18 protein-coding genes are annotated in these 19,998 nt (G+C 73.9%); 7 read left to right on the top strand and 11 right to left on the bottom strand.

Annotated features, from left to right (window positions below):
• Positions 1-21: 21 nt before the first annotated feature.
• The 3 genes from IE245_RS16065 to afsQ1 are packed head-to-tail and all read right to left on the bottom strand — an operon-like array spanning position 22 to position 2,845.
• On the bottom strand, positions 22-621 hold the full coding sequence (locus IE245_RS16065) for a hypothetical protein (protein WP_189947938.1): 600 nt from the start codon (positions 619-621) through the stop codon (positions 22-24).
• Entirely contained in the window at positions 618-2,171 is a 1,554-nt protein-coding gene (locus tag IE245_RS16060; RefSeq protein ID WP_229851324.1) for an ATP-binding protein, read from the bottom strand. The genes IE245_RS16065 and IE245_RS16060 overlap by 4 nt, the downstream gene beginning before the upstream one ends.
• Positions 2,168-2,845, bottom strand: coding sequence for a two-component system response regulator AfsQ1 (gene afsQ1, locus IE245_RS16055; protein ID WP_189947934.1), 678 nt, complete (start codon positions 2,843-2,845; stop codon positions 2,168-2,170). The genes IE245_RS16060 and afsQ1 overlap by 4 nt, the downstream gene beginning before the upstream one ends.
• A gap of 171 nt (positions 2,846-3,016) precedes the next feature.
• On the opposite strand from afsQ1, the gene IE245_RS16050 reads away from it, so the two are divergent.
• Positions 3,017-3,733 (top strand): SigE family RNA polymerase sigma factor, encoded by a 717-nt coding sequence (locus IE245_RS16050; RefSeq protein ID WP_189947932.1) that lies wholly within the window; start codon positions 3,017-3,019, stop codon positions 3,731-3,733.
• A gap of 118 nt (positions 3,734-3,851) precedes the next feature.
• On the opposite strand, the gene IE245_RS16045 is transcribed toward IE245_RS16050, so the two are convergent.
• Positions 3,852-4,553 carry a uridine kinase family protein gene (locus tag IE245_RS16045; protein WP_189947930.1) on the bottom strand — a complete coding sequence of 234 codons (702 nt, stop codon included), beginning with the start codon at positions 4,551-4,553 and terminating at the stop codon, positions 3,852-3,854.
• 52 nt (positions 4,554-4,605) lie between these two features.
• Here IE245_RS16045 and IE245_RS16040 point away from each other — a divergent pair, with 52 nt between their 5' ends.
• Complete coding sequence (locus IE245_RS16040) at positions 4,606-5,010, top strand: hypothetical protein (RefSeq protein WP_189947928.1); 405 nt, start codon at positions 4,606-4,608, stop codon at positions 5,008-5,010.
• 10 nt (positions 5,011-5,020) lie between these two features.
• On the opposite strand, the gene IE245_RS16035 is transcribed toward IE245_RS16040, so the two are convergent.
• The 4 genes from IE245_RS16035 to deoC form a co-directional block, all read right to left on the bottom strand.
• A complete protein-coding gene (locus IE245_RS16035; protein WP_189947926.1) occupies positions 5,021-6,421 on the bottom strand; it encodes a TerD family protein in 1,401 nt (466 codons plus the stop codon).
• 75 nt (positions 6,422-6,496) lie between these two features.
• Positions 6,497-7,387 carry an aldehyde dehydrogenase family protein gene (locus IE245_RS16030; RefSeq protein ID WP_189947924.1) on the bottom strand — a complete coding sequence of 297 codons (891 nt, stop codon included), beginning with the start codon at positions 7,385-7,387 and terminating at the stop codon, positions 6,497-6,499.
• Positions 7,380-8,816, bottom strand: coding sequence for an aldehyde dehydrogenase family protein (locus tag IE245_RS16025; RefSeq protein WP_189947922.1), 1,437 nt, complete (start codon positions 8,814-8,816; stop codon positions 7,380-7,382). Before IE245_RS16025 ends, IE245_RS16030 begins: the two co-directional genes overlap by 8 nt.
• 5 nt (positions 8,817-8,821) lie before the next feature.
• Positions 8,822-9,781 carry a deoxyribose-phosphate aldolase gene (gene deoC / locus IE245_RS16020; protein ID WP_189947920.1) on the bottom strand — a complete coding sequence of 320 codons (960 nt, stop codon included), beginning with the start codon at positions 9,779-9,781 and terminating at the stop codon, positions 8,822-8,824.
• Between the two features lie 266 nt (positions 9,782-10,047).
• Here deoC and IE245_RS16015 point away from each other — a divergent pair, with 266 nt between their 5' ends.
• From IE245_RS16015 to IE245_RS16005, 3 genes are all read left to right on the top strand, one after another.
• On the top strand, positions 10,048-11,565 hold the full coding sequence (locus IE245_RS16015) for a hypothetical protein (protein ID WP_189947919.1): 1,518 nt from the start codon (positions 10,048-10,050) through the stop codon (positions 11,563-11,565).
• 191 nt (positions 11,566-11,756) lie between these two features.
• Positions 11,757-12,377 carry a class F sortase gene (locus tag IE245_RS16010; RefSeq protein WP_189947917.1) on the top strand — a complete coding sequence of 207 codons (621 nt, stop codon included), beginning with the start codon at positions 11,757-11,759 and terminating at the stop codon, positions 12,375-12,377.
• Between the two features lie 68 nt (positions 12,378-12,445).
• Complete coding sequence (locus tag IE245_RS16005) at positions 12,446-13,102, top strand: PH domain-containing protein (protein ID WP_189947915.1); 657 nt, start codon at positions 12,446-12,448, stop codon at positions 13,100-13,102.
• A 274-nt stretch (positions 13,103-13,376) separates the two neighbouring features.
• Here the strand turns inward: IE245_RS16005 and IE245_RS16000 are convergent, their stop codons facing one another.
• From IE245_RS16000 to IE245_RS15990, 3 genes are all read right to left on the bottom strand, one after another.
• On the bottom strand, positions 13,377-15,029 hold the full coding sequence (locus IE245_RS16000) for a phospho-sugar mutase (protein WP_189947913.1): 1,653 nt from the start codon (positions 15,027-15,029) through the stop codon (positions 13,377-13,379).
• 474 nt (positions 15,030-15,503) lie between these two features.
• Complete coding sequence (locus IE245_RS15995; protein WP_189947911.1) at positions 15,504-16,307, bottom strand: purine-nucleoside phosphorylase; 804 nt, start codon at positions 16,305-16,307, stop codon at positions 15,504-15,506.
• A 163-nt stretch (positions 16,308-16,470) separates the two neighbouring features.
• On the bottom strand, positions 16,471-16,908 hold the full coding sequence (locus IE245_RS15990; protein WP_189947910.1) for a gamma-glutamylcyclotransferase family protein: 438 nt from the start codon (positions 16,906-16,908) through the stop codon (positions 16,471-16,473).
• A 230-nt stretch (positions 16,909-17,138) separates the two neighbouring features.
• On the opposite strand from IE245_RS15990, the gene IE245_RS15985 reads away from it, so the two are divergent.
• Positions 17,139-18,578, top strand: coding sequence for an NAD(P)H-quinone dehydrogenase (locus IE245_RS15985; RefSeq protein WP_189947908.1), 1,440 nt, complete (start codon positions 17,139-17,141; stop codon positions 18,576-18,578).
• A gap of 225 nt (positions 18,579-18,803) precedes the next feature.
• On the top strand, positions 18,804-19,733 hold the full coding sequence (locus tag IE245_RS15980) for a DeoR/GlpR family DNA-binding transcription regulator (RefSeq protein WP_229851323.1): 930 nt from the start codon (positions 18,804-18,806) through the stop codon (positions 19,731-19,733).
• Positions 19,734-19,998 lie beyond the last annotated feature (265 nt).

Below are 19,998 nucleotides of genomic sequence, written 5' to 3'. Positions count from 1 at the left end.
CGCGCCGCGAACGGTTCCGGTTCAGCCCGCCGGCGTCGGAGCGGGGGCCGTCGGCGGGGCCGACTCCGGCCGCTCCCGCAGCTCCGTCGTACAGCGGTAGCGCTTCGGCGGGTACGCCCCCGGGCCCGCGAGGAGCACCGTGTGCCCGCCCGCGCCCGCCGAGCTCTCCGCGAAGGTGCACACCAGCTGCGACAGCGCCGCCGGCGCCAGGTCCTCCGGCTGCCGGCTCAGCCGCAGCGTGCCCGCCGGATCGCCGGCCCGGCCGCCCGCCACCTTCAGCGGAGCCCGTACCGCCGTGGTGAAACCGGCCTGCCGCTCGGCGTCCGAGGGCTCCGCGAGGAGCTGCGCGAGCAGTGCCGACGCCGTCCGCACCGGATCGCCGCTCGCCTTGTCCTCCGGCTGCGGCGACCTGCGGTCCACCGGCTCCAGCTGCGAACCGCACACCAGGAACGCCCGCACCGGCACGCCCGTCGCGGGCGTCGCGGCCTCCGCCACGTTGCACGGCACCCGGGACGGGGCCGCGCCCGCGTCCACCGGCACCGAGGTCGTCCGGATCCCGCAGCCCGTGGCCGGCACCGCCAGCACCGCGAGCGCCGCCACCGCCACCGTACGCAGCCTCACGCGTCCACCCCTTCGCCCTGCCGGGTGCCGGTGCCCAGGTCGCGGGCGACCGCCGACGCGTCCCGGGGCAGTCGCAGCACGAACACCGCGCCGTCCACCGCGCCGTCCCCGTCCGTCGAGTTGGCGGCGGAGATCGTCCCGCCGTGGATCAGCGCGTTCTCCATGGCGATCGACAGACCGAGGCCCGAGCCGTCGGAGCGGGGCCGCTGCGCGCTCGCCTTGTAGAAGCGGTCGAAGACGTGCGGCAGCACCTCCTCCGGGATGCCGGGTCCGTGGTCGCGCACCGCGATGACCAGGTCCTCCTCGCCCTCGGCGGCCGGCTCGGTGCGGACCGAGACCCGCACCGGGGAGCCGCCGTGCTTCAGCGCGTTCCCGATCAGGTTCGCCAGGATCACGTCGAGCCGGCGCGGGTCGAGCCGGCAGACGACGCCGCGCTCCGCGTCCAGGTCCACCGCGTCCAGCCAGGCCCGCGCGTCGATGCACGCGGTGATCTGGTCGGCGATGTCCACGTCGTCCAGGACCAGCCGGGCGGTGCCCGCGTCGAAGCGGGTCACCTCCATCAGGTTCTCCACCAGGTCGTTGAGCCGCCGGGTCTCGGACACCACGAGGGCGACCGCCGGGGCGATCATCGGGTCCAGGGAGTCCTGCTCGTCCTCCAGGACCTCCGTCACCGCCGTCAGCGCGGTCAGCGGCGTCCGCAGCTCGTGCGACATGTCGGCGACGAACCGCCGGGAGGACTCCTCCCGGGCGCTCATGTCCGCCACCTTCTTCTGCAGGTTCTCCGCCGCGCTGTTGAACGTCCGCGACAGATCGGACAGTTCGTCCGCGCCGGAGACCCGCAGCCGGGTGTCCAGCTTGCCCTCGCCGAGCTGCCGGGCCGCCTCGCCGAGCCTGCGCACCGGCCGCAGCACGGTCGTCGCCGCCACCTGCGCGAGCAGCACCGAACCGATCACCGCGAGGCCGGTCGCGATCCCCAGCGACCACGCCAGCGAGTCGAGGTCCGCCTTCTCCGCCGCCAGCGACTTGATCATGTAACCGGCGGGACCGCCGCCGTCGATCCGGGTCCCGCCCACCAGGTACGGCGTCCCGCCCCGCTCGATCCGCTGCCAGAACAGGTGGTACGGATACGGGTTCGCGTCCGTCACCGGCCGCCGGGTGTCCACCGCCTCCCGCAGCGACACCGGCACGTCGGCCAGCGTGAACACGTCCGGGTCCGAGGCGGCCACGATCGGCTTGCCCACGGCCCGCTCACCGAGCAGCAGCACCTGGTAGCCGGCGCTGCCCGCCGTCATCTCCTCGGCGGTGCGCCGCAGGTCCTCCTGGTTCGGCCGCAGCGGCAGCGTCGCCACCCGGTTCTGCATCTCCTGCCGGAAGTCGTTCAGCGCGCTGTCCTGGGTGCGCCCGAGGACCGCCTCCCGGTTCAGCCAGTACGCGATCCCCGAAGCCGAGACCGCCGCCGTCAGCGCCACCAGCGCGAACACCACGACGAGCCGCAGGCGCAGGCTGGACAGCCGCAGCCGCGCGAAGACCCCCCTGTTCCCCCGGGTCACGCAGGGACGTCCAGCCGGTAACCGACGCCCCGCACGGTACGGATCAGGGTCGGCGAGGACGGCACGTCCTCCACCTTCGCCCGCAGCCGCTGCACGCACGCGTCCACCAGGCGCGAGTCGCCCAGGTAGTCGTGCTCCCACACCAGCCGCAGCAACTGCTGCCGGGACAGCGCCTGTCCGGGCCGCCGGCTCAGTTCGAGCAGCAGCCGCAGCTCGGTCGGGGTCAGCTGCAGGTCCTGGCCGTTCTTCGTCACCGTCATCGCGGCCCGGTCGATCACCAGCGATCCGAAGCTCGCCGAATCCGTCGACTCCCGCTCGCCGCGCCGCAGCACCGCCCGGATCCGGGCGTCGAGGACGCGCCCCTGCACCGGCTTCACGACGTAGTCGTCGGCGCCGGACTCCAGGCCCACGACGACGTCGATGTCATCGCTGCGCGCGGTGAGCAGGATGATCGGCAGCTGGTCGGTGCGGCGGATCCGCCGGCACACCTCGAAGCCGTCGATGCCGGGCAGCATGACGTCGAGCACGATCAGGTCGGGCCGCTGCTCCTTGAGCAACTGCAGGCCGTCCTCGCCCGACGCGGCGGTGGCCACCCGGTGGCCCTGCCGGGACAGGGAGAGTTCGAGGGCCGTGCGGATGGCGTCGTCGTCCTCGATCAGCAACAGAAAAGGCACGGACGTCATTCTGGCTCATGTGCCGTCCGAGTTCGACCGCCCGGAGGCGCGCTTCCGTCGCCGCCCCTGTGACACGTCTGTGACAGTCGGCGGACAACGCCATGAAGTCCGCCGGGCAAGCTTCTTGGCACACGGACCGAAACACTCACTCCGAACGACGGGGGGCGCGAGATGAACACACTGCACGGCACCACCAACAGCGCAGTTGTCACGCGTCTCCACGACGTGCGGAGCACCGAGAAGTCCGGGGGTGTGAACGGACGGGGGTGCGTTCGTACCGTCGGGCGTCAGCGCAAGGCGCCGTACATGGTCGCCGTCGCTGACGGGGGAGCGGTGTACGGGGAGGCCACGGGGGAGCGTTCCGGGTCGGAGGCCGAGTTCACGGCCTACGTCCAGGAGCGCCGGGCCTCCCTGTACGCCACCGCCTACCACCTGACCGGTGACCGTTTCGAGGCCGAGGACCTGCTCCAGAGCGCGCTGTTCTCCACGTACCGCGCCTGGGACCGGATCAGCGACAAGGCCGCCGTCGGCGGCTACCTGCGTCGCACGATGACGAACCTGCACATCAGCGCCTGGCGCCGGCGCAAGGTCAACGAGTACCCGACCGAGGAGCTGCCGGAGACGGTCGGCGAGACGGACGCGATGCGCGGCACCGAGCTGCGCGCGGTGCTGTGGCAGGCGCTGGCCCGGCTGCCCGAGCTCCAGCGGACCATGCTGGTGCTCCGCTACTACGAGGGCCGGACCGATCCGGAGATCGCGGAGATCCTGGACATCAGTGTCGGCACGGTGAAGTCGAGCATCTGGCGGTCGCTGCGGCGGCTGCGCGAGGACGAGGTGCTGAGCTTCGGCCGTGACCAGGAGGAGTCCTTCGGCGAGTTGGTCGCCTGAGGATCGGGGGGACACGGGGGAAGCACGGGGGAGGCCCCGCGGGGGGAAACAGGGGCCTGAAGGAAAGCGGAGCGGGTCGTACGAGTCCGGGGGGTCTCGTGCGGCCCGCTCCGTCGTGTCACGTGGTGCTGCCCGCCGGGGTCCGGTGACGGCCCGCCGCCGCGGCGGCGAGGCGGCCGAGGGCCTCCGGCTTGGCGCACGGGTGGGCGCCGAGCGCGGTCTGGCGGGCGACGATGGCCCGCTCGGCGCGCATCAGGCGCCAGCCGCGGCGCAGCAGCATCGGCACCGACTTCCGGCCCTCCCGCAGATCGCGCAGGAGGCGGCGGCGAAAGGTGGTGGACGGGCGGCCGCGCAGGCAGAGCGCGTCGGCGAGCACGTCGAGCTCCCGGCAGCGGGTGACGATCTCGGCGGCGAAGATGCCCTCGGCGACGAAGAGCGGGGTCCGTCCGATGTCGAGGCGTTCGCTGCCGGTGCGGGAGCTGCTGGCGATGTCGTACACCGGGACGTCGGTGCGGCCCGTGCGGCACAGCTCGACGATCGCGGCGACGGCGGTGTCCGCGTCCCAGGAGCGGGGGGAGTCCCAGTCGACGTCACCGCTTCCTTCGACGAGCGGGAGCGACGGGTCGCCGGCCTCCTTGTAGAAGTCGTCGAGGCGCAGGACCGGGAGGCCGGTGACGGCGGCGAGGGACGACTTGCCGGAGCCGGAGGGGCCCGCGAGCAGGACGACCCGGGTCGGGATCGGTTGGGAACTCACGGGACACCAGTGTGAGGCATTACCCCGTCCAGGGGACCACCGAGGAGGTCCGTTGGTATCGAGCATCACACCTCCACTACTGTCGGTGGCCGCCCGCTCACCCCCCGGAAGGAACTCCATGGCGCGTCACGCAGAGCCGAAGCACCCCCGTCGCGGCCTCCTGTTCAAGGCAGGCCTCGGCGTCACCGCGGCCGGCGCCGCCGTGTTCGGGGCGGCCGCCGCCGCCCAGGCCGTGCCGGGCGCCGCCGTGCCGCTGCCGGTGGACTCGCTGACCCGCACGGACGCCGCGGCGGCCGGGGCGGGCGCGCTGTCCGGCGTCACCCACGGGGTCGGCCCGCTGACCCGGCTCCAGCTGGACCCCCTGGCCAAGACCGGCGTCGACCCGCTCGCCAACGGCATCGGCACCCAGGTCGCCGACTTCAAGCCGGTCGGCACGCACCTCGTCACCGACCACGTCACCCAGGGCGGCGCGGTCGCGGACCTGCCGGTCGCCGGTCCGCTGACGCAGAAGCTGCTGCCGTAGCCGGGCGGGCTCAGTCCCTCGCCCGGCGCAGCCAGCCCCGCGCCCTGCGCGCCGCGGGCAGCTTCGCCGGGACGCCGGCGTCCCGGCCGCCGCTGTGGGGACGCACGTCCTTCAGGCGCGCGTCCCACAGGCCGTCGGCGGCCGACAGACGGACGAGGAGCGGGCCCTCCGGCAGCGGCAGGGTCTCCTTGCGGGCTCCGATCTCGTTGACCGCGACCCTTCCGGGATCCGGAAGCGTGGTCGGGTCGGTGTGCCCCGCCAGCCGGTGGAGGTGGACGATGAAGTTGTCCTTCCCCTTGTAGCGGAAGGTCAGGTCGGCCGTCCCCCGGGTGTGGAGCAGGACGTCGGGGCCCCAGCCCTCCAGCCGGTCCTCCGACAGGAGCCGGGCCTCCGCCAGGGGCAGGATCCGCACCTCCCAGGAGCCGCCGGCCTCCAACCGCAGGCGCAGCCGCCCGTGCGCGGGGACGGTGGCGATCACCCGGCCCCGGAAGTCCTTCTCGCCGCTGTTGACGAGGTAACGCCCCTTGGCGTTGGAGTCGTCGAGGGGCCACAGCCCCGTGTAACCGTCGCCCTTCACGGACAGCTCGACCAGGACGGGACCGGGCGGCAGGCCGTTCACGGTGATCACGTCGTTGTGCCGGCCGGTGACGGTCCTCGGCGCGAAGACGGGCCCGCACGCCCAGGCCGACGGGTCGGGTGACGGCACGGGCGGGACGGGCGCCGTCCCGGGCTCCTGGGCCCGCGCCTGCGTCCGGGCCTGCGCCAGGGCCCGGATCTGCTCCGGAGTCATGTCCAGGAGCTGGTCCCGGGTGAGGCGCGCGCCCTCGGCCGGGGCCTCCGCCGGGGCCTCCGCCGGGGCCTGGGCGGCCTGGGCCGGGGGCCGTTCCACGACCTCCTGCGGCTCCTCGCCGGGGTCCACCCCGTGGTCCACCGCGAGGCCCGTCAGCCCGTCCGCGTACCCCTGGCCGACCGCGCGGAACTTCCAGCCGCCCGAGCGGCGGTACAGCTCCGCGACGACCATCGCCGTCTCGGAGCCCGCGTCGGTGACCTCGTACGCCACGACCGTCCCGCCGTCCGGCCCGAAGACCTCCACCGCCAGGCCGCGCGCGTCCCGCAGCGTGCCCTCCTCCGTCGACGCGACGACGAGGACGCGGGCGATCCCCTCCTCGACGGCCGTGAGGTCGGCGTCCAGCCGGACCGTGCCCTCCTCGTCGCCGTCCGCGCCGCGCGACAGCCGTACCGCGCCCGACACGTGCGCCGGCGCGCCGTCGAACACGATGTCGGCGTCCCCGCGGACCCTGCCCCGCTCCGTCACGAGCAGCGCCGCGACGTCCACCCCGCCCCGGACGGCGACGCGCAGCGCGGCCGTCGGGACGAAGGCGTTGTCCCCCTTGATCAATCCCCTCAGCATGACCGGATCTTGCGATCGATCGCGGGGACGCGCAAGGCCCCCGGGTGCGGAACCCGGGGGCCTTGCGGAGCGGTGCTAGTACGAGGAGCCGCTCGCGCCCAGCGAACCCGTGGGGTGCCAGACGGTCTTCGTCTCCAGGAAGGCGGTCATGCGGTCCGTGCCGGGGGACTCGGCGAAGTCCTCGGTGCGGGGGCGCAGGACGCGCTTCAGGTTCTCCGCCGCCGCGATCTCCAGGTCGCGGGCCAGGTCGGCGTCCGCGCCCGTCAGGTCGATCGCGTTGACGTCCAGGTGGGCCGCGAGGTGCGGGCCCATCTCGGAGGCCTTGCCGGAGAGGATGTTGACCACGCCGCCGGGAAGGTCGGAGGTGGCCAGGACCTCGCCCAGGGAGAGGGCGGGGAGCGGGGCCTTCTCCGAGGCGATGACGACGGCCGTGTTGCCGGTCGCGATGACCGGGGCGATCACCGAGACCAGGCCCAGGAAGGACGACTCCTGGGGGGCGATCACGGTGACGACGCCGGTCGGCTCCGGGGTGGAGAGGTTGAAGAAGGGGCCCGCGACCGGGTTGGCGCCGCCGACGACCTGGGCGATCTTGTCGGTCCAGCCCGCGTACCAGACCCAGCGGTCGATCGCGGCGTCCACCTGGGCCGCCGCCTTCGACTTCGACAGGCCCTCGGCGTCCGCGACCTCCCGGACGAACTGGTCCCGGCGGCCCTCCAGCATCTCGGCGACGCGGTAGAGGATCTGGCCGCGCAGGTACGCGGTCGCGCCCGCCCAGCCGCCCTGCGCCTTGCGGGCGGCGACGACCGCGTCGCGGGCGTCCTTGCGGGAGGAGAGGGGGGCGTTCGCCAGCCAGTTGCCCTTGGAGTCGGTCACCTCGTACACCCGGCCGCTCTCGGAGCGGGGGAACTTGCCCCCGACGTACAGCTTGTAGGTCTTGAAGACGGAGAGTCGGGTCTGCTCAGACATCGAGGTAGGCCTCCAGACCGTGGCGGCCGCCCTCGCGGCCGAAGCCCGACTCCTTGTAGCCGCCGAAGGGCGAGGTCGGGTCGAACTTGTTGAACGTGTTGGCCCAGACGACACCGGCGCGGAGCTTGTTCGCGACCGCCAGGATGCGGGAGCCCTTCTCCGTCCAGATGCCGGCGGAGAGGCCGTACTGGCTGTTGTTGGCCTTGGCGACGGCCTCGTCCGGGGTGCGGAAGGTGAGGACGGAGAGGACCGGGCCGAAGACCTCGTCGCGGGCGATGGTGTGCGCCTGCGTGACGTTCGTGAAGAGCGTCGGGGCGAACCAGTAGCCGGCCTCCGGGAGGTCGCAGGCGGCGGTCCAGCGCTCGGCGCCCTCCGCCTCGCCCTGCTCCACCAGCGAGGTGATGCGGCTCAGCTGCTCCTCGGAGTTGATGGCGCCGATGTCGGTGTTCTTGTCGAGCGGGTCGCCGAGGCGGAGCGTCGACAGGCGGCGCTTGAGGCTGTCCAGGAGCTCGTCCTGGATCGACTCCTGGACCAGGAGGCGGGAGCCCGCGCAGCAGACCTGGCCCTGGTTGAAGAAGATGCCGTTGACGATGCCCTCGACGGCCTGGTCGATCGGCGCGTCGTCGAAGACGATGTTGGCGCCCTTGCCGCCGAGCTCCAGGGTGAGCTTCTTGTCGGTGCCGGCGACCGTGCGGGCGATCCGCTTGCCGACGGCGGTCGAGCCGGTGAAGGCGACCTTGTTCACGTCGGGGTGCGCGACGAGGGCGGCGCCGGTGTCGCCGTACCCGGGGAGGATGTTGACGACGCCCTTCGGCAGGCCGGCCTGGCGGCAGACGTCCGCGAAGAACAGGGCGGAGAGCGGGGTCGTCTCGGCGGGCTTCAGGACGACCGTGTTGCCGGTCGCGAGCGCCGGGGCGATCTTCCACGCCAGCATGAGCAGCGGGAAGTTCCACGGGATGACCTGGCCGGCCACGCCGAGCGGGCGCGGGTCCGCGCCGAAGCCCGCGTGGTCGAGCTTGTCGGCCCAGCCCGCGTAGTAGAAGAAGTGCGCGGCGACCAGGGGGAGGTCCGCGTCGCGGGTCTCCTTGATCGGCTTGCCGTTGTCCAGGGTCTCCAGGACGGCCAGCTCGCGGCTGCGCTCCTGGATGATCCGGGCGATCCGGAAGAGGTACTTGGCGCGCTCGGAGCCGGGCAGCGCGGACCACTTCTCGAAGGCCCGGCGGGCCGCCTTCACCGCGCGGTCCACGTCCGCCTCGCCCGCCTGGGCGATCTCGGAGAGGACCTCCTCGGTGGAGGGGGAGACGGTCTTGAAGACCTTGCCGTCGGCCGCGTCGGTGAACTCGCCGTCGATGAACAGGCCGTAGCTCGGGGCGATGTCGACGACCGCGCGCGACTCGGGCGCGGGGGCGTACTCGAAGGGGGAGGTCATGTCGATCAGTCCACCGTCACGTAATCGGGGCCGGAGTAGTGGCCGGTGGCCATCTTCTGGCGCTGCATCAGCAGGTCGTTGAGCAGGCTGGAGGCGCCGAAGCGGAACCAGTGGCTGTCCAGCCAGTCCGCGCCGGCGGTCTCGTTGACCAGCACCAGGAACTTGATGGCTTCCTTGGTGTTGCGGATGCCGCCGGCCGGCTTCACGCCGATCTGCACGCCGGTCTGGGCGCGGAAGTCGCGCACCGCCTCCAGCATGAGGAGGGTGTTCGCCGGGGTGGCGTTGACCGCGACCTTGCCGGTCGAGGTCTTGATGAAGTCGGCGCCGGCCATCATGCCGAGCCAGGAGGCGCGGCGGATGTTGTCGTAGGTGGACAGCTCGCCGGTCTCGAAGATCACCTTGAGGCGGGCCCTGTCGCCGCACTCCGCCTTGACGGCGGCGATCTGCTCGAAGACCTCCAGGTACCGGCCGGCGAGGAAGGCGCCGCGGTCGATGACCATGTCGATCTCGTCCGCGCCCGCGGCGATCGCGTCGGCGGTGTCGGCCAGCTTCACGGGGAGGGCGGCGCGGCCCGCCGGGAAGGCGGTGGCGACCGAGGCGACCTTGACGTCCGAGCCCGCGAGGGCGGCCTTGGCGGTGGCCACCATGTCGGGGTAGACGCAGACGGCGGCGGTCGTCGGGGTCGTGCGGTCGGTCGGATCGGGGTGGACGGCCTTGGCGGCGAGGGCCCGGACCTTGCCCGGGGTGTCCGCGCCTTCGAGCGTCGTCAGGTCGATCATGGAGATGGCCAGGTCGATGGCGTAGGCCTTGGCCGTGGTCTTGATCGAGCGGGTGCCGAGGGACGCGGCGCGCGCCTCCAAGCCCACGGCGTCGACGCCGGGCAGCCCGTGGAGGAAGCGGCGCAGCGTGCTCTCGGACGCGGTCACGTCGGCGAAAGCTGCTGCTGCGGATGCAGTGGTGGGCATGGTCACCAGTCCAGCATATCTACGCGCGTAGCGAACTGTACAGGGGAGGGCGCCGGGGGAGGGGTGTCGTGCGTCTCGCGCCGTCACGCCCGTCGGGTGCGCGGGGGCTGTCACGCGCCCGTGACACGGAGCGGACTGATCCCTCATACAAGATCACTAGATTCTTTCTCAGCAGCCAGCGAGAACTCACCGGCCCTCCCCGATCGAGACATCAGCCAGGCATGCGGCTCTTCTTCGTCCGCCACCGAACCTTCTCGGGAGTCGTTATGCGCACCGTTCTTCGCACCGCCCTCGCCTCCGCGCTCGTCGCCGGCGTCGCCGCCGCTCCGGTCCTCACCGCGGGCAGCGCCTTCGCCGCCGGTACGGCCCCGGCGCCGACGGCCGCCGCGAGTGCTCCCGCGAAGGCCGCCGCGCCCACGCCCGCGAAGGCCGCCGCGACCGCCCCCGCGAAGACCGCCGCGCCGGCTGCCGCCACCACCGCGCCGGCCACCAAGGCCCCGGCCACCGAGGCGCCTGCCACCACCGCCCCGGCCGCCGAGGCCGCTTCCGACGCCGACGCCCCGGTCCGCACCGTGGAGCTCGACGGCGGTCTGACGGCGAAGGTCCACGCCAAGGGCACCCAGCACCGGTACTTCACCGCGACCGTCCTGCGCGGCACCAGCGTGCTGGGCGAGCTGAAGGCCGGCGGCGGCCACGGTGCCACGGACACCGGGGTCTTCGCCGGGTACGCCGTGACCCTGGACGCCGAGGGCGAGGTCACCGCCGTCGAGGCCGGCCCCGAGCACGGCACGCTGGTCCGCACCGAGACGCTGCTCACCGGCACCGTCGCCAGGATCTACAAGCTCAAGGAGGAGAACCACTTCGCGGTCCTCTTCCGCGACGGCCGCCAGGTCGGCGAGCTCCACGCGGTGACCCGCGCCGTCGCGGGCCAGGACAACGGCGAGTACCTCGTCCTCAACCCCGACGGCTCGATCCACAACTGGATCGGCAACGCCACCGACGCCAAGCCCGGCCGCTACCGCCTCGCGGACGGCACGCTCGTCGAGGTCGACGAGAAGGACGGCCACTACGGCCTTCGCTCCGCCACCGCCCCGGGCGACACCTTCATCTACCTCCGCGCCGGGGACCGCAAGGTCTACTTCTTCGGCAAGGCCGTCGTCGTCCTGGAGTCGCCCGGCACCTTCGCCGCGTACATCCCGGGCTCCGCGAAGCAGGCCGCGCCCGTGCCGGTGGCCGCCCAGCCGGTCACCCCGCCGCCGGCGGAGGTCGTGGACGGGCCGCACGTCATCGGGAAGTGCACCGTCACCCAGGAGATCCGTTCCTCCTACGGCACGGACTGGCTCCTCGTCATGACCAACGACCTGGAGAAGGGCCCCTGGGCCGTGCTCAAGGACCCCCGGCACGACGTGGTGTCCCGGGTCGACCGCGCCCACCCCGTCGACGCGGCCAACGGTCTGCGCATCGACGGCGCGGACACCGCCGCCCCGCGCCTCGGCCAGCGTCACGACGGCGCCTCGCCCTACCGCTACAACGCCTTCCCCGCCCTGCCCGAGGGCTGCGACGAGCCCGCCGCCCCGGCCCCCTCCGCCTCCGCGCCGCAGAACTCCGCCCAGGGCGGCCAGACCTCCGTCGTCCCGCGGGGCGGCGTCGCGGCCGGCGCCGAGCTCGCCGCCGAGGAGGGCTCCGGCACGCTGGTCGCCGCCGGCGCCGGTGCCGCCGCGCTGACCGCCGCCGGGCTCGGCTTCCTGGCGATGCGCCGCCGCACCGCCGCCGTCCGCGGCTGACCCCGTACGGGCCCGCCGCCCGCGGGCCCGTGCCGCCCCCTCGTACGTCCCGTCGCCCCGCGGCGGAGCCGTACCGTCGTGCCCCGCTCCCCGCCCCTTGACCCGAGCCAGGAGCGTTCCACCCCACCCCCGGCCGGCCGTCGCGTCCCACGCGGCGGCCGGCCGCACCCCGTCCTCCCGGGAGCCCTCGCATGCGCCGCCGTCGTACCGCCACCGCCACCGCCGCCGTCCTGCTCGCGGCCGCCCTCGTCGGCTGTTCGGCCGGGGGCGCGCCCGACGCGGTCACCCCGCCCGCCCGGATCGTGGAGTCGGCCGCGCCGGCGCCCTCCGCCGCGCCCGTGAAGCCGCTCGCCCGCTCGCTGCCCGTGCGGGTCGAACTGCCGTCGGCCGGCGTGGACGCGCGCGGGATCCCGGAGCTCGGGCTGAACGCCGACGGGACCGTCGAGGTGCCGTCGGTCGCCCAGGCCGAGCGGATCGGCTGGTACGGCAAGGGCGTCACGCCCGGCCAGACCGGCCCCGCCGTCCTCATCGGGCACTTCGACACCGAGCGCGGGCCCGCCGTGCTGAAGGACGTCGCCAAGGTCCGGGTCGGCGACACGATCACCGTGACCCGGGCCGACGACAGCGTCGCCGTCTTCCGGATCCGGGAGCTGGAGCAGGTCGACAAGGACGCCTTCCCGACCGGGAAGGTCTACGGCGACACCCGCGGGCCCGAGCTGCGCCTGATCACCTGCGGCGGCGAACTCGCCGACGGCCACCGGCCGGACAACATCATCCTGTACGCGGACCTGGCCGAGGTCCGACGGGGCTGACCCCCGTGGCGGCGGTGGCCTGCGGGGCGCCCGAGTCCCACGGGGGGTCCTGAGGCAGAATCGGCGGCATGACGAGCCCCACGCCCTCCGAGCCGAACTCCGGGTCGAACCCCGAGCCGACCTCCCCCGATCGCGTCTACCGCTCCAACTTCGGGATCGCGGGGGGCGTCTTCCTGCTCGCCCTGGCACTCGTCTTCGCGGGCGACGCGCTGGTGCGCGGCGAGGGGCGGACGCCCTGGCTGGCGCTGGCCGGACTGCTGCTCGCCGTGCCGCTGATCACCGCCTTCACGCTCCGGCCCGCCGTCCAGGCCAACGAGGACCGGCTCCGGATCCGCAACCCGTTCCGCTCGATCGTGCTGCCCTGGGCCGCCGTCGCCGACGTCCGGGCCGGTTACTCCAGCGAGGTCTTCACGCACGAGGGCGCCAAGTACCAGCTGTGGGCCATGCCCGTCTCGCTGCGCCAGCGGAAGAGGGCGGCGCGCCAGGCCGCCCGCGCCTCCCAGGACGACCCCCACGGGCGCACCTCCGTGACCGCCGACGTCCGGGACTCCGCCGCGCGCGTCGCGGCCGGCGACCAGAACGTCGCCGACCTGCGGGAGATGGCCGAGCGCCACCAGGGCAGGGCCGGGGCGCAGGGCACGCCGACGGTCCGCTGGGCGTACGAGATCATCGCGCCGGCCGCCGTCGGCCTGCTCCTCCTCGTGGTGCTCGGCGCGACCGGCTGAGCCCCCCGGGGCGCCGACGGGGTGAGGAGCCCCCGGCCCGGCCGGGAGCGCGGGTCCCCGCGGCCGCCGGCGGCGAGGGCCATGGCGGCCCCTCCGCCGCCCCGCCACCGGCTCCCGTCCGGCGGCCGTGCCGGGACGACGGGCGTGGCCCGTCCCGCGCACGCGCGTCGCAGACCGCGGACCACGCCGACGGCCGCTCCGGCCGGCGACACGGCGGAGGGCGACACGGCGGAGGGCCGGTACGGGTTTCCCGTACCGGCCCTCCGCCGTCCGGCTACAGCCCCGCGGCCGCCGCCAGGTCCTTCTTCAGCGCGCCCAGCACCTCGGCGCCGGTGGCGCGGGCCGACGCGAGCCCGCTCGCGTCGGCGACCGGGACCACGACCTCCAGGTAGCACTTCAGCTTGGGCTCCGTGCCCGAGGGGCGGACGATCACCCGGGCCTTGTAGTCGCCCTCCAGGTGGTAGCGCAGGCCGTCCGTCGGCGGCAGCGACTCCGTGCCCTTGGTCAGGTCCTCCGCCGAGACGACGGTGAGCCCGGCCAGCCGCGCCGGCGGGGTCGCGCGCAGCGTCGCCATCGCGTTCGCGATGACGCTCAGGTCCTCCACGCGCACCGACAGCTGGTCCGTGGCGTGCAGCCCGTGCGCGACCGCCAGGTCGTCGAGCAGGTCGGTCAGCGTCCGGTCCCGTTCCTTCAGCTCCGAGGCCAGCTCGGCGACGAGCAGCGCCGCGGTGATGCCGTCCTTGTCGCGGACGCCCTCCGGGTCCACGCAGTAGCCGAGCGCCTCCTCGTACCCGTACCGCAGCCCGTCGACGCGGGCGATCCACTTGAAGCCCGTCAGGGTCTCCTCGTACCCGACCCCGGCCGCCGCGGCGATCCGCCCCAGCAGCGAGGACGACACGATCGACTCCGCGAAGACGCCCCGGGCCCCCTTGCGCACGAGGTGCGCGGCGAGCAGCGCGCCGACCTCGTCGCCGCGGAGCATCCGCCAGCCGCCCTCGACGGAGGCGTCCGGCACGGCGACGGCGCAGCGGTCGGCGTCCGGGTCGTTGGCGATGACGATGTCGGGGTCCACGGCCCGGGCCGCCTCGAAGGCCAGGTCCATGGCCCCCGGCTCCTCCGGGTTCGGGAACGCCACGGTCGGGAACGCCGGGTCGGGCTCGGCCTGCGCGGCGACGAGCGCCGGCGGCGGGAAGCCGTGCCGGGCGAAGACGGCGGTGAGCACGTCCTTCCCGACGCCGTGCATGGCCGTGTACACGGTCCGCACGCTCCGCGGCGACCCGGGCGTCAGCACGGCGTCGGTCCGCGCCAGATAGGCCTCCAGGACCTCGTCCCCGAGCACCTCCCACCCGTCGTCCGGGCGCGGCACGTCGGCCAGGGCCCGTACGGCCTCGATCTCGGCCGCGATCTCGGCGTCGGCCGGCGGCACGATCTGCGAGCCGTCACCGAGGTACACCTTGTAGCCGTTGTCGCGGGGCGGGTTGTGGCTCGCGGTCACCTCGACGCCGGCGACGGCGCCCAGGTGCCTTATGGCGAAGGCGAGGACGGGCGTCGGCAGCGGGCGCGGCAGCAGCGCGGCGCGCAGCCCGGCGCCGGTCATCACGGCGGCGGTGTCCCGGGCGAAGTCCTCGGACTTGTAGCGGGCGTCGTACCCGATGACGACCAGGCCGCCGGCCTGCCCCTTCTTCCGCAGGTACGCGGCGAGCCCGGCGGCGGCGCGGATCACCACGGACCGGTTCATCCGCATGGGCCCGGCGCCCAGCTCCCCGCGGAGCCCCGCGGTGCCGAACTGCAGCGTCCCGGCGAACCGGACCCCCAGCTCGTCGGTGTCCCCCCGGTCGAGGAGCGCGCCGAGCTCCTCACGGGTCTCGGGATCGGGGTCCTCGGCGAGCCACGCCTGGGCCCGGGCGAGGAGGTCGTCCTGCGTCACGGTGATGCGCCTTTCGGAGAGCGGGTGGGGGTGGGGGTGGGGTGAGGTGGGAGTGGTGCGGGGCGGTGGCTGGGTGCGGGTGAGGGTCGGTGGTGCGCGGGGGGCGGGCCGCTGCGCGGAGCCTTCCCCACCCCGCCCCTTCCCGTAACCGGGGCTCCGCCCCGGACCCCGTGCGGCCTTCGGCCGGGCCCTCGAGCGCCGGACGGCCTGGGATCGGGACTGAGCCCCCGGTCTCGGGAAGGGGCGGGGCGGGGTGAGGCTCCGCGCAGCGGCCCCGGCCCCACGCCCGACACGGCCCCGCCCTCGCCCGCCCCGCCCGCACACGGCACGCCCGCGCCCGCGGGCCGCACCGGCCGGCCCGCGGGCGCCCCCGGCGAGGACGCCCCGACGGTCGGAGGCGGAGGCCGCCGCGGCGCCCCGGAGAACCGGCGCGGCCCCGGGGCCGACCGTCGTCGCGGGGAGCGCCGGGAGGGATCAGATCCGGTCGAGGACCCGCGTCAGCAGTTCGCCCATCCGGGCCGCCGAGTCGCGCCCCGCCTGAAGGACCTCCTCGTGGTTCAGCGGCTCGCCCGACAGCCCCGCCGCGAGGTTGGTGACCAGGGAGATGCCGAGGACCTCCGCGCCGGCCTCACGGGCGGCGATGGCCTCCAGGACGGTGGACATGCCGACGAGGTCGCCGCCCATGACGCGGACCATGTTGATCTCGGCGGGGGTCTCGTAGTGGGGGCCGGGGAACTGGACGTACACGCCCTCCTCCAGCGTCTCGTCGACCTCCTTGCACAGCGCGCGCAGCCGCGGCGAGTACAGGTCCGTCAGGTCGACGAAGTTCGCGCCGACGATCGGCGACGCGGCCGTCAGGTTGATGTGGTCGGAGATGAGGACCGGCTGGCCGGGGCGCATGCCCTCGCGCAGGCCGCCGCAGCCGTTCGTCAGCACGACGGTCTTCACGCCGGCGGCGACGGCCGTCCGGACGCCGTGGGCGACGGAGGCGACGCCGCGGCCCTCGTAGAAGTGGGTGCGGCCGAGGAAGACCAGGACGCGCTTCTCGCCGATCTTGTACGAGCGGACCTTGCCGCCGTGGCCCTCGACGGCCGGCGGCGGGAAGCCCGGGAGCTCGGTCACGGGGAACTCGGCCTCGGGGGCGCCGAGGGCGTCCACGGCCGGCGCCCAGCCGGAGCCCATGACCAGGGCGACGTCGTGGTTCTCGACTCCGGTCAGCTCGCGCAGTCGCGCGGCTGCGGCCTCGGCGGCCTCGTACGGGGTGGCAGTAGCGTTCACTGGCTCTCTCGCCTCGGGGAGGGGTCCGAGGACGGTCACCCCGGACGGATTTCATTCGCCAGGAAGCCTAGCCGGAGAATTCCTACGCGCGTAGATGACGGCGCGGACGGACATGCGATCGTTGTCTTGTCGTTTCCGACGAACGCGCGTCCGGCCGGTCGCCTCAGCAGGGGCGCTTGCGGATCTCCATCACGTAGTCGTGCGGCGCGCCCGCCGACTCCGCCGCGTCGGCGACCTCGCCGAGGTAGCGCGCGGACGGCAGCCCGCCCTCGTAGGCGTTGAGCACGTACACCCAGGCCGGCTCCTCGCCGTCGAGGGTGTGCACCCGCACCCGCATCCGCCGGTAGATGTCGAGGCCGACGCCCTCCCAGCGGTCCATCGAGTCCTGGTCCATCGGGGCGATGTCGTACAGCGCCACGAAGACCTGCTGGCGGGGGGCCTCCACGAGGGTGGCGAGCGCCCCCTCCCAGCCCATCTGCTCCCCGCCGAAGGTGAGCCGCCAGCCGTTCAGCCAGCCGGTGCCGCGCAGCGGTGAGTGCGGGGCGCGGCGGCTCATCAGCCGCGGATCGAGGTTGCCGGCGTACGCGGCGTAGAGCGACATGGGACCGAGGGTACGGGAGGGGCGGGGGCGGAGGGCGAAACCCGAGGTGGCGGGCGCCCGGGTGCTCCCGCGGCGCCCCGGACGGGCTTTTTCCGCCCCCGGCGCGAGGGACCGGGCGGCGTACGGGACAATGGAGTACGCACTTGAGGCGTGCGGGACAATGGCGTACGCACTGCACCCCACGGGGGCCGCACACCCCCGGCAGAACGAGACGCGAGGCGTAGATCCCAGTGACCCGGATCGTGATCATCGGCGGCGGACCCGGCGGATACGAGGCGGCCCTGGTGGGCGCCCAACTCGGCGCGGAGGTGACCGTCGTCGACTGCGACGGCCTCGGCGGCGCGTCCGTCCTGACCGACTGCGTCCCCTCCAAGACCCTGATCGCCACCGCCGAGGTGATGACCACCTTCGACTCCTCCTACGAGGAGCTGGGCATCATCGTCGCGGACGACACCCCGCACGTCGAGCAGGCCGCCCGCGTCGTCGGCGTGGACCTCGGCAAGGTCAACCGACGGGTGAAGCGGCTGGCGCTCGCCCAGTCGCACGACATCACCGCCTCGGTCACCCGGGCGGGCGCCCGGGTGCTGCGCGGCCGCGGCAGGCTCTCCGGCCGGCAGGCCATGGACGGCTCCCGCCAGGTGGTCGTCACCGCCGCCGACGGCACCGAGGAGACGCTGACCGCCGACGCGGTGCTGATCGCCACCGGCGGTCACCCGCGCGAGGTGCCCGACGCCAAGCCGGACGGCGAGCGGATCCTGAACTGGACGCAGGTCTACGACCTCAAGGAGCTCCCGGAGGAGCTCATCGTGGTCGGTTCCGGCGTGACCGGCGCCGAGTTCGCCGGCGCCTACCAGGCCCTCGGCTCCCGCGTCACCCTGGTCTCCTCCCGCGACCGGGTGCTCCCGGGCGAGGACCCGGACGCCGCCGCGGTCCTGGAGGACGTCTTCCGCCGCCGCGGCATGAACGTCATGGCCCGCTCCCGCGCCGAGTCCGCCAAGCGGGTCGGCGACCGGGTCGAGGTCACCCTCTCGGACGGCCGGGTCATCTCCGGCACCCACTGCCTGATGGCCGTCGGCGCGATCCCGAACTCCGCCGGCATGGGCCTGGAGGAGGCCGGGGTCAAGCTGAAGGACTCCGGGCACATCTGGACCGACAAGGTCTCCCGCACCACCGCCCCCGGCGTGTACGCGGCGGGCGACGTCACCGGCGTCTTCGCGCTCGCCTCGGTCGCCGCCATGCAGGGCCGGATCGCGATGTACCACTTCCTCGGCGACGCGGTGGCCCCGCTCAACCTGAAGACGGTCTCCTCGAACGTCTTCACCGACCCCGAGATCGCCACCGTCGGCTACACCCAGGCCGACGTGGAGGCGGGCAAGATCGACGCCAAGGTCGTCAAGCTGCCGCTGCTGCGCAACCCGCGCGCCAAGATGCAGGGCATCCGGGACGGCTTCGTCAAGATCTTCTGCCGCCCCGGCACCGGCATCGTGGTCGGCGGCTGTGTCGTCGCCCCCAAGGCGAGCGAGCTGATCCACCCCATCTCGATCGCGGTCGACAACAATCTGACGGTCGAACAGATCGCAAATGCTTTCACCGTGTACCCCTCCCTGTCGGGCTCGATCGCGGAAGTGGCACGGCAGTTGCACACCCGAAAGACCTCGGGCGAGGCGTAGGGCCGGCGGCGATCACGCTCCCCGCCTGCGGGAACGGTTCGCCGACTCGGACAACCCCCGGCAAGACGGGGCATAGATCGATCAAAGGCGGGGCTCTCCATACCACTTGGGAGCCCCGCCTGTGTGTATGTTCCGCAATCCGGCGCATAGTGCTGAAAACCCGCGGCAGTGCACGTTACTGTCAGTTTCGTGTTCGCTGCAGAACGTCGCCAGTTGATCCTCGAAATGGTGCGAGCCAATGGGGCCGTGTCGCTCCGCGAGCTCGCCCGCGTCGTCCAGACCTCCGAAGTGACCGTGCGCCGTGACGTACGGGCCCTGGAGGCAGAAGGACTCCTCGACCGCCGGCACGGCGGTGCGGTGTTGCCGGGCGGATTCACGCGAGAATCCGGCTTCCCGCAGAAATCCCATCTCGCGACCGCGGAGAAGACGGCCATCGCCGACGTCGCCGCGAGTCTGGTCGAAGAGGGCGAGGCCATCGTCGTCGGCGCCGGAACCACCACCCAGGAGCTGGCCCGCCGGCTCGCCCGGGTCCCCGGCCTGACCGTGGTCACCAACTCGCTGCTCGTCGCCCAGGCGCTGGCGCACGCCAACCGCGTCGAGGTCGTCATGACCGGCGGCACCCTGCGCGGCTCCAACTACGCCCTCGTGGGCAGCGGCGCCGAGCAGTCGCTCCAGGGGCTGCGGGTCTCCCGCGCCTTCCTCTCCGGCAGCGGTCTCACCGCCGAACGCGGCCTCTCCACCTCCAACATGCTCTCCGCGAGCGTGGACCGGGCCCTGGTGCAGGCGGCCGCCGAGGTCGTGGTCCTCGCCGACCACACCAAGCTCGGCACCGACACCATGTTCCAGACGGTGCCGACGGACGTGATCACCCGCCTGGTCACCGACGAGCCGCCGCCGCACGACGAGCGCGCCGCCTCCGAACTCCAGGCCCTCGCCGACCAGGGCGTGCAGATCGCCGTGGCCGGCACCGGTCAGAGCGCCGCCCCCGCCGCCGAGCAGCTGCCGCCGGGTGTCCGGGGCCGCCGCGAGATGCCGCTGCCGGTGCAGCGCGGCGGCCGGATGCCCGCCGGACAGTTCCGGGGCCCCGGTCCCGGCGCCCTCGGCGCCGAACCCATGGAGCGCACGGCCCGCGTCGCGGACCTCCGCCGCCGCTGAACCCGGGCACGACGCCGTACGACGCCGGGCGCGATCCGGTACGACGCCGGGCACGGCACCGTACGATCCCGGGTGCGTGCCCGTACGCAGTGAGCCGCCCCGCCCCTCCTGCCGCGAACAGCCGGCTGCCGTGAACGGCGAAGGGCCCGCAGGCGGCTGCCTGCGGGCCCTTCCCTGTCTGCTTCGGACCGTCAGGCCTTGATGTCGCAGATGCCGGCGCCGGAGGTGACGGACGCGCCGACCTCGGCGTTGAGTCCGGTGATGG

Source organism: Streptomyces roseolus (assembly GCF_014649855.1).
GTDB classification, from domain to species: domain Bacteria; phylum Actinomycetota; class Actinomycetes; order Streptomycetales; family Streptomycetaceae; genus Streptomyces; species Streptomyces roseolus.
The sequence above is the reverse complement of the archived record's forward strand: the minus strand, read 5'-3'. Positions and strand labels throughout refer to the sequence as shown.

Excerpts from the sequence above, each read along its gene's own strand:
- IE245_RS16050 (WP_189947932.1), top strand. The coding sequence starts at position 3,017 with ATGAACACACTGCACGGCACCACCAACAGCGCAGTTGTCACGCGTCTC.
- IE245_RS16010 (WP_189947917.1), top strand. The coding sequence starts at position 11,757 with ATGCGCCGCCGTCGTACCGCCACCGCCACCGCCGCCGTCCTGCTCGCG.
- IE245_RS16030 (WP_189947924.1), bottom strand. The coding sequence starts at position 7,387 with ATGTCTGAGCAGACCCGACTCTCCGTCTTCAAGACCTACAAGCTGTAC.
- IE245_RS16025 (WP_189947922.1), bottom strand. The coding sequence starts at position 8,816 with ATGACCTCCCCCTTCGAGTACGCCCCCGCGCCCGAGTCGCGCGCGGTC.
- IE245_RS16005 (WP_189947915.1), top strand. The coding sequence starts at position 12,446 with ATGACGAGCCCCACGCCCTCCGAGCCGAACTCCGGGTCGAACCCCGAG.
- IE245_RS16015 (WP_189947919.1), top strand. The coding sequence starts at position 10,048 with ATGCGCACCGTTCTTCGCACCGCCCTCGCCTCCGCGCTCGTCGCCGGC.
- deoC (WP_189947920.1), bottom strand. The coding sequence starts at position 9,781 with ATGCCCACCACTGCATCCGCAGCAGCAGCTTTCGCCGACGTGACCGCG.
- IE245_RS15990 (WP_189947910.1), bottom strand. The coding sequence starts at position 16,908 with ATGTCGCTCTACGCCGCGTACGCCGGCAACCTCGATCCGCGGCTGATG.
- IE245_RS16040 (WP_189947928.1), top strand. The coding sequence starts at position 4,606 with ATGGCGCGTCACGCAGAGCCGAAGCACCCCCGTCGCGGCCTCCTGTTC.
- IE245_RS15980 (WP_229851323.1), top strand. The coding sequence starts at position 18,804 with ATGGTGCGAGCCAATGGGGCCGTGTCGCTCCGCGAGCTCGCCCGCGTC.
- IE245_RS16045 (WP_189947930.1), bottom strand. The coding sequence starts at position 4,553 with ATGCTCGATACCAACGGACCTCCTCGGTGGTCCCCTGGACGGGGTAAT.
- IE245_RS16035 (WP_189947926.1), bottom strand. The coding sequence starts at position 6,421 with ATGCTGAGGGGATTGATCAAGGGGGACAACGCCTTCGTCCCGACGGCC.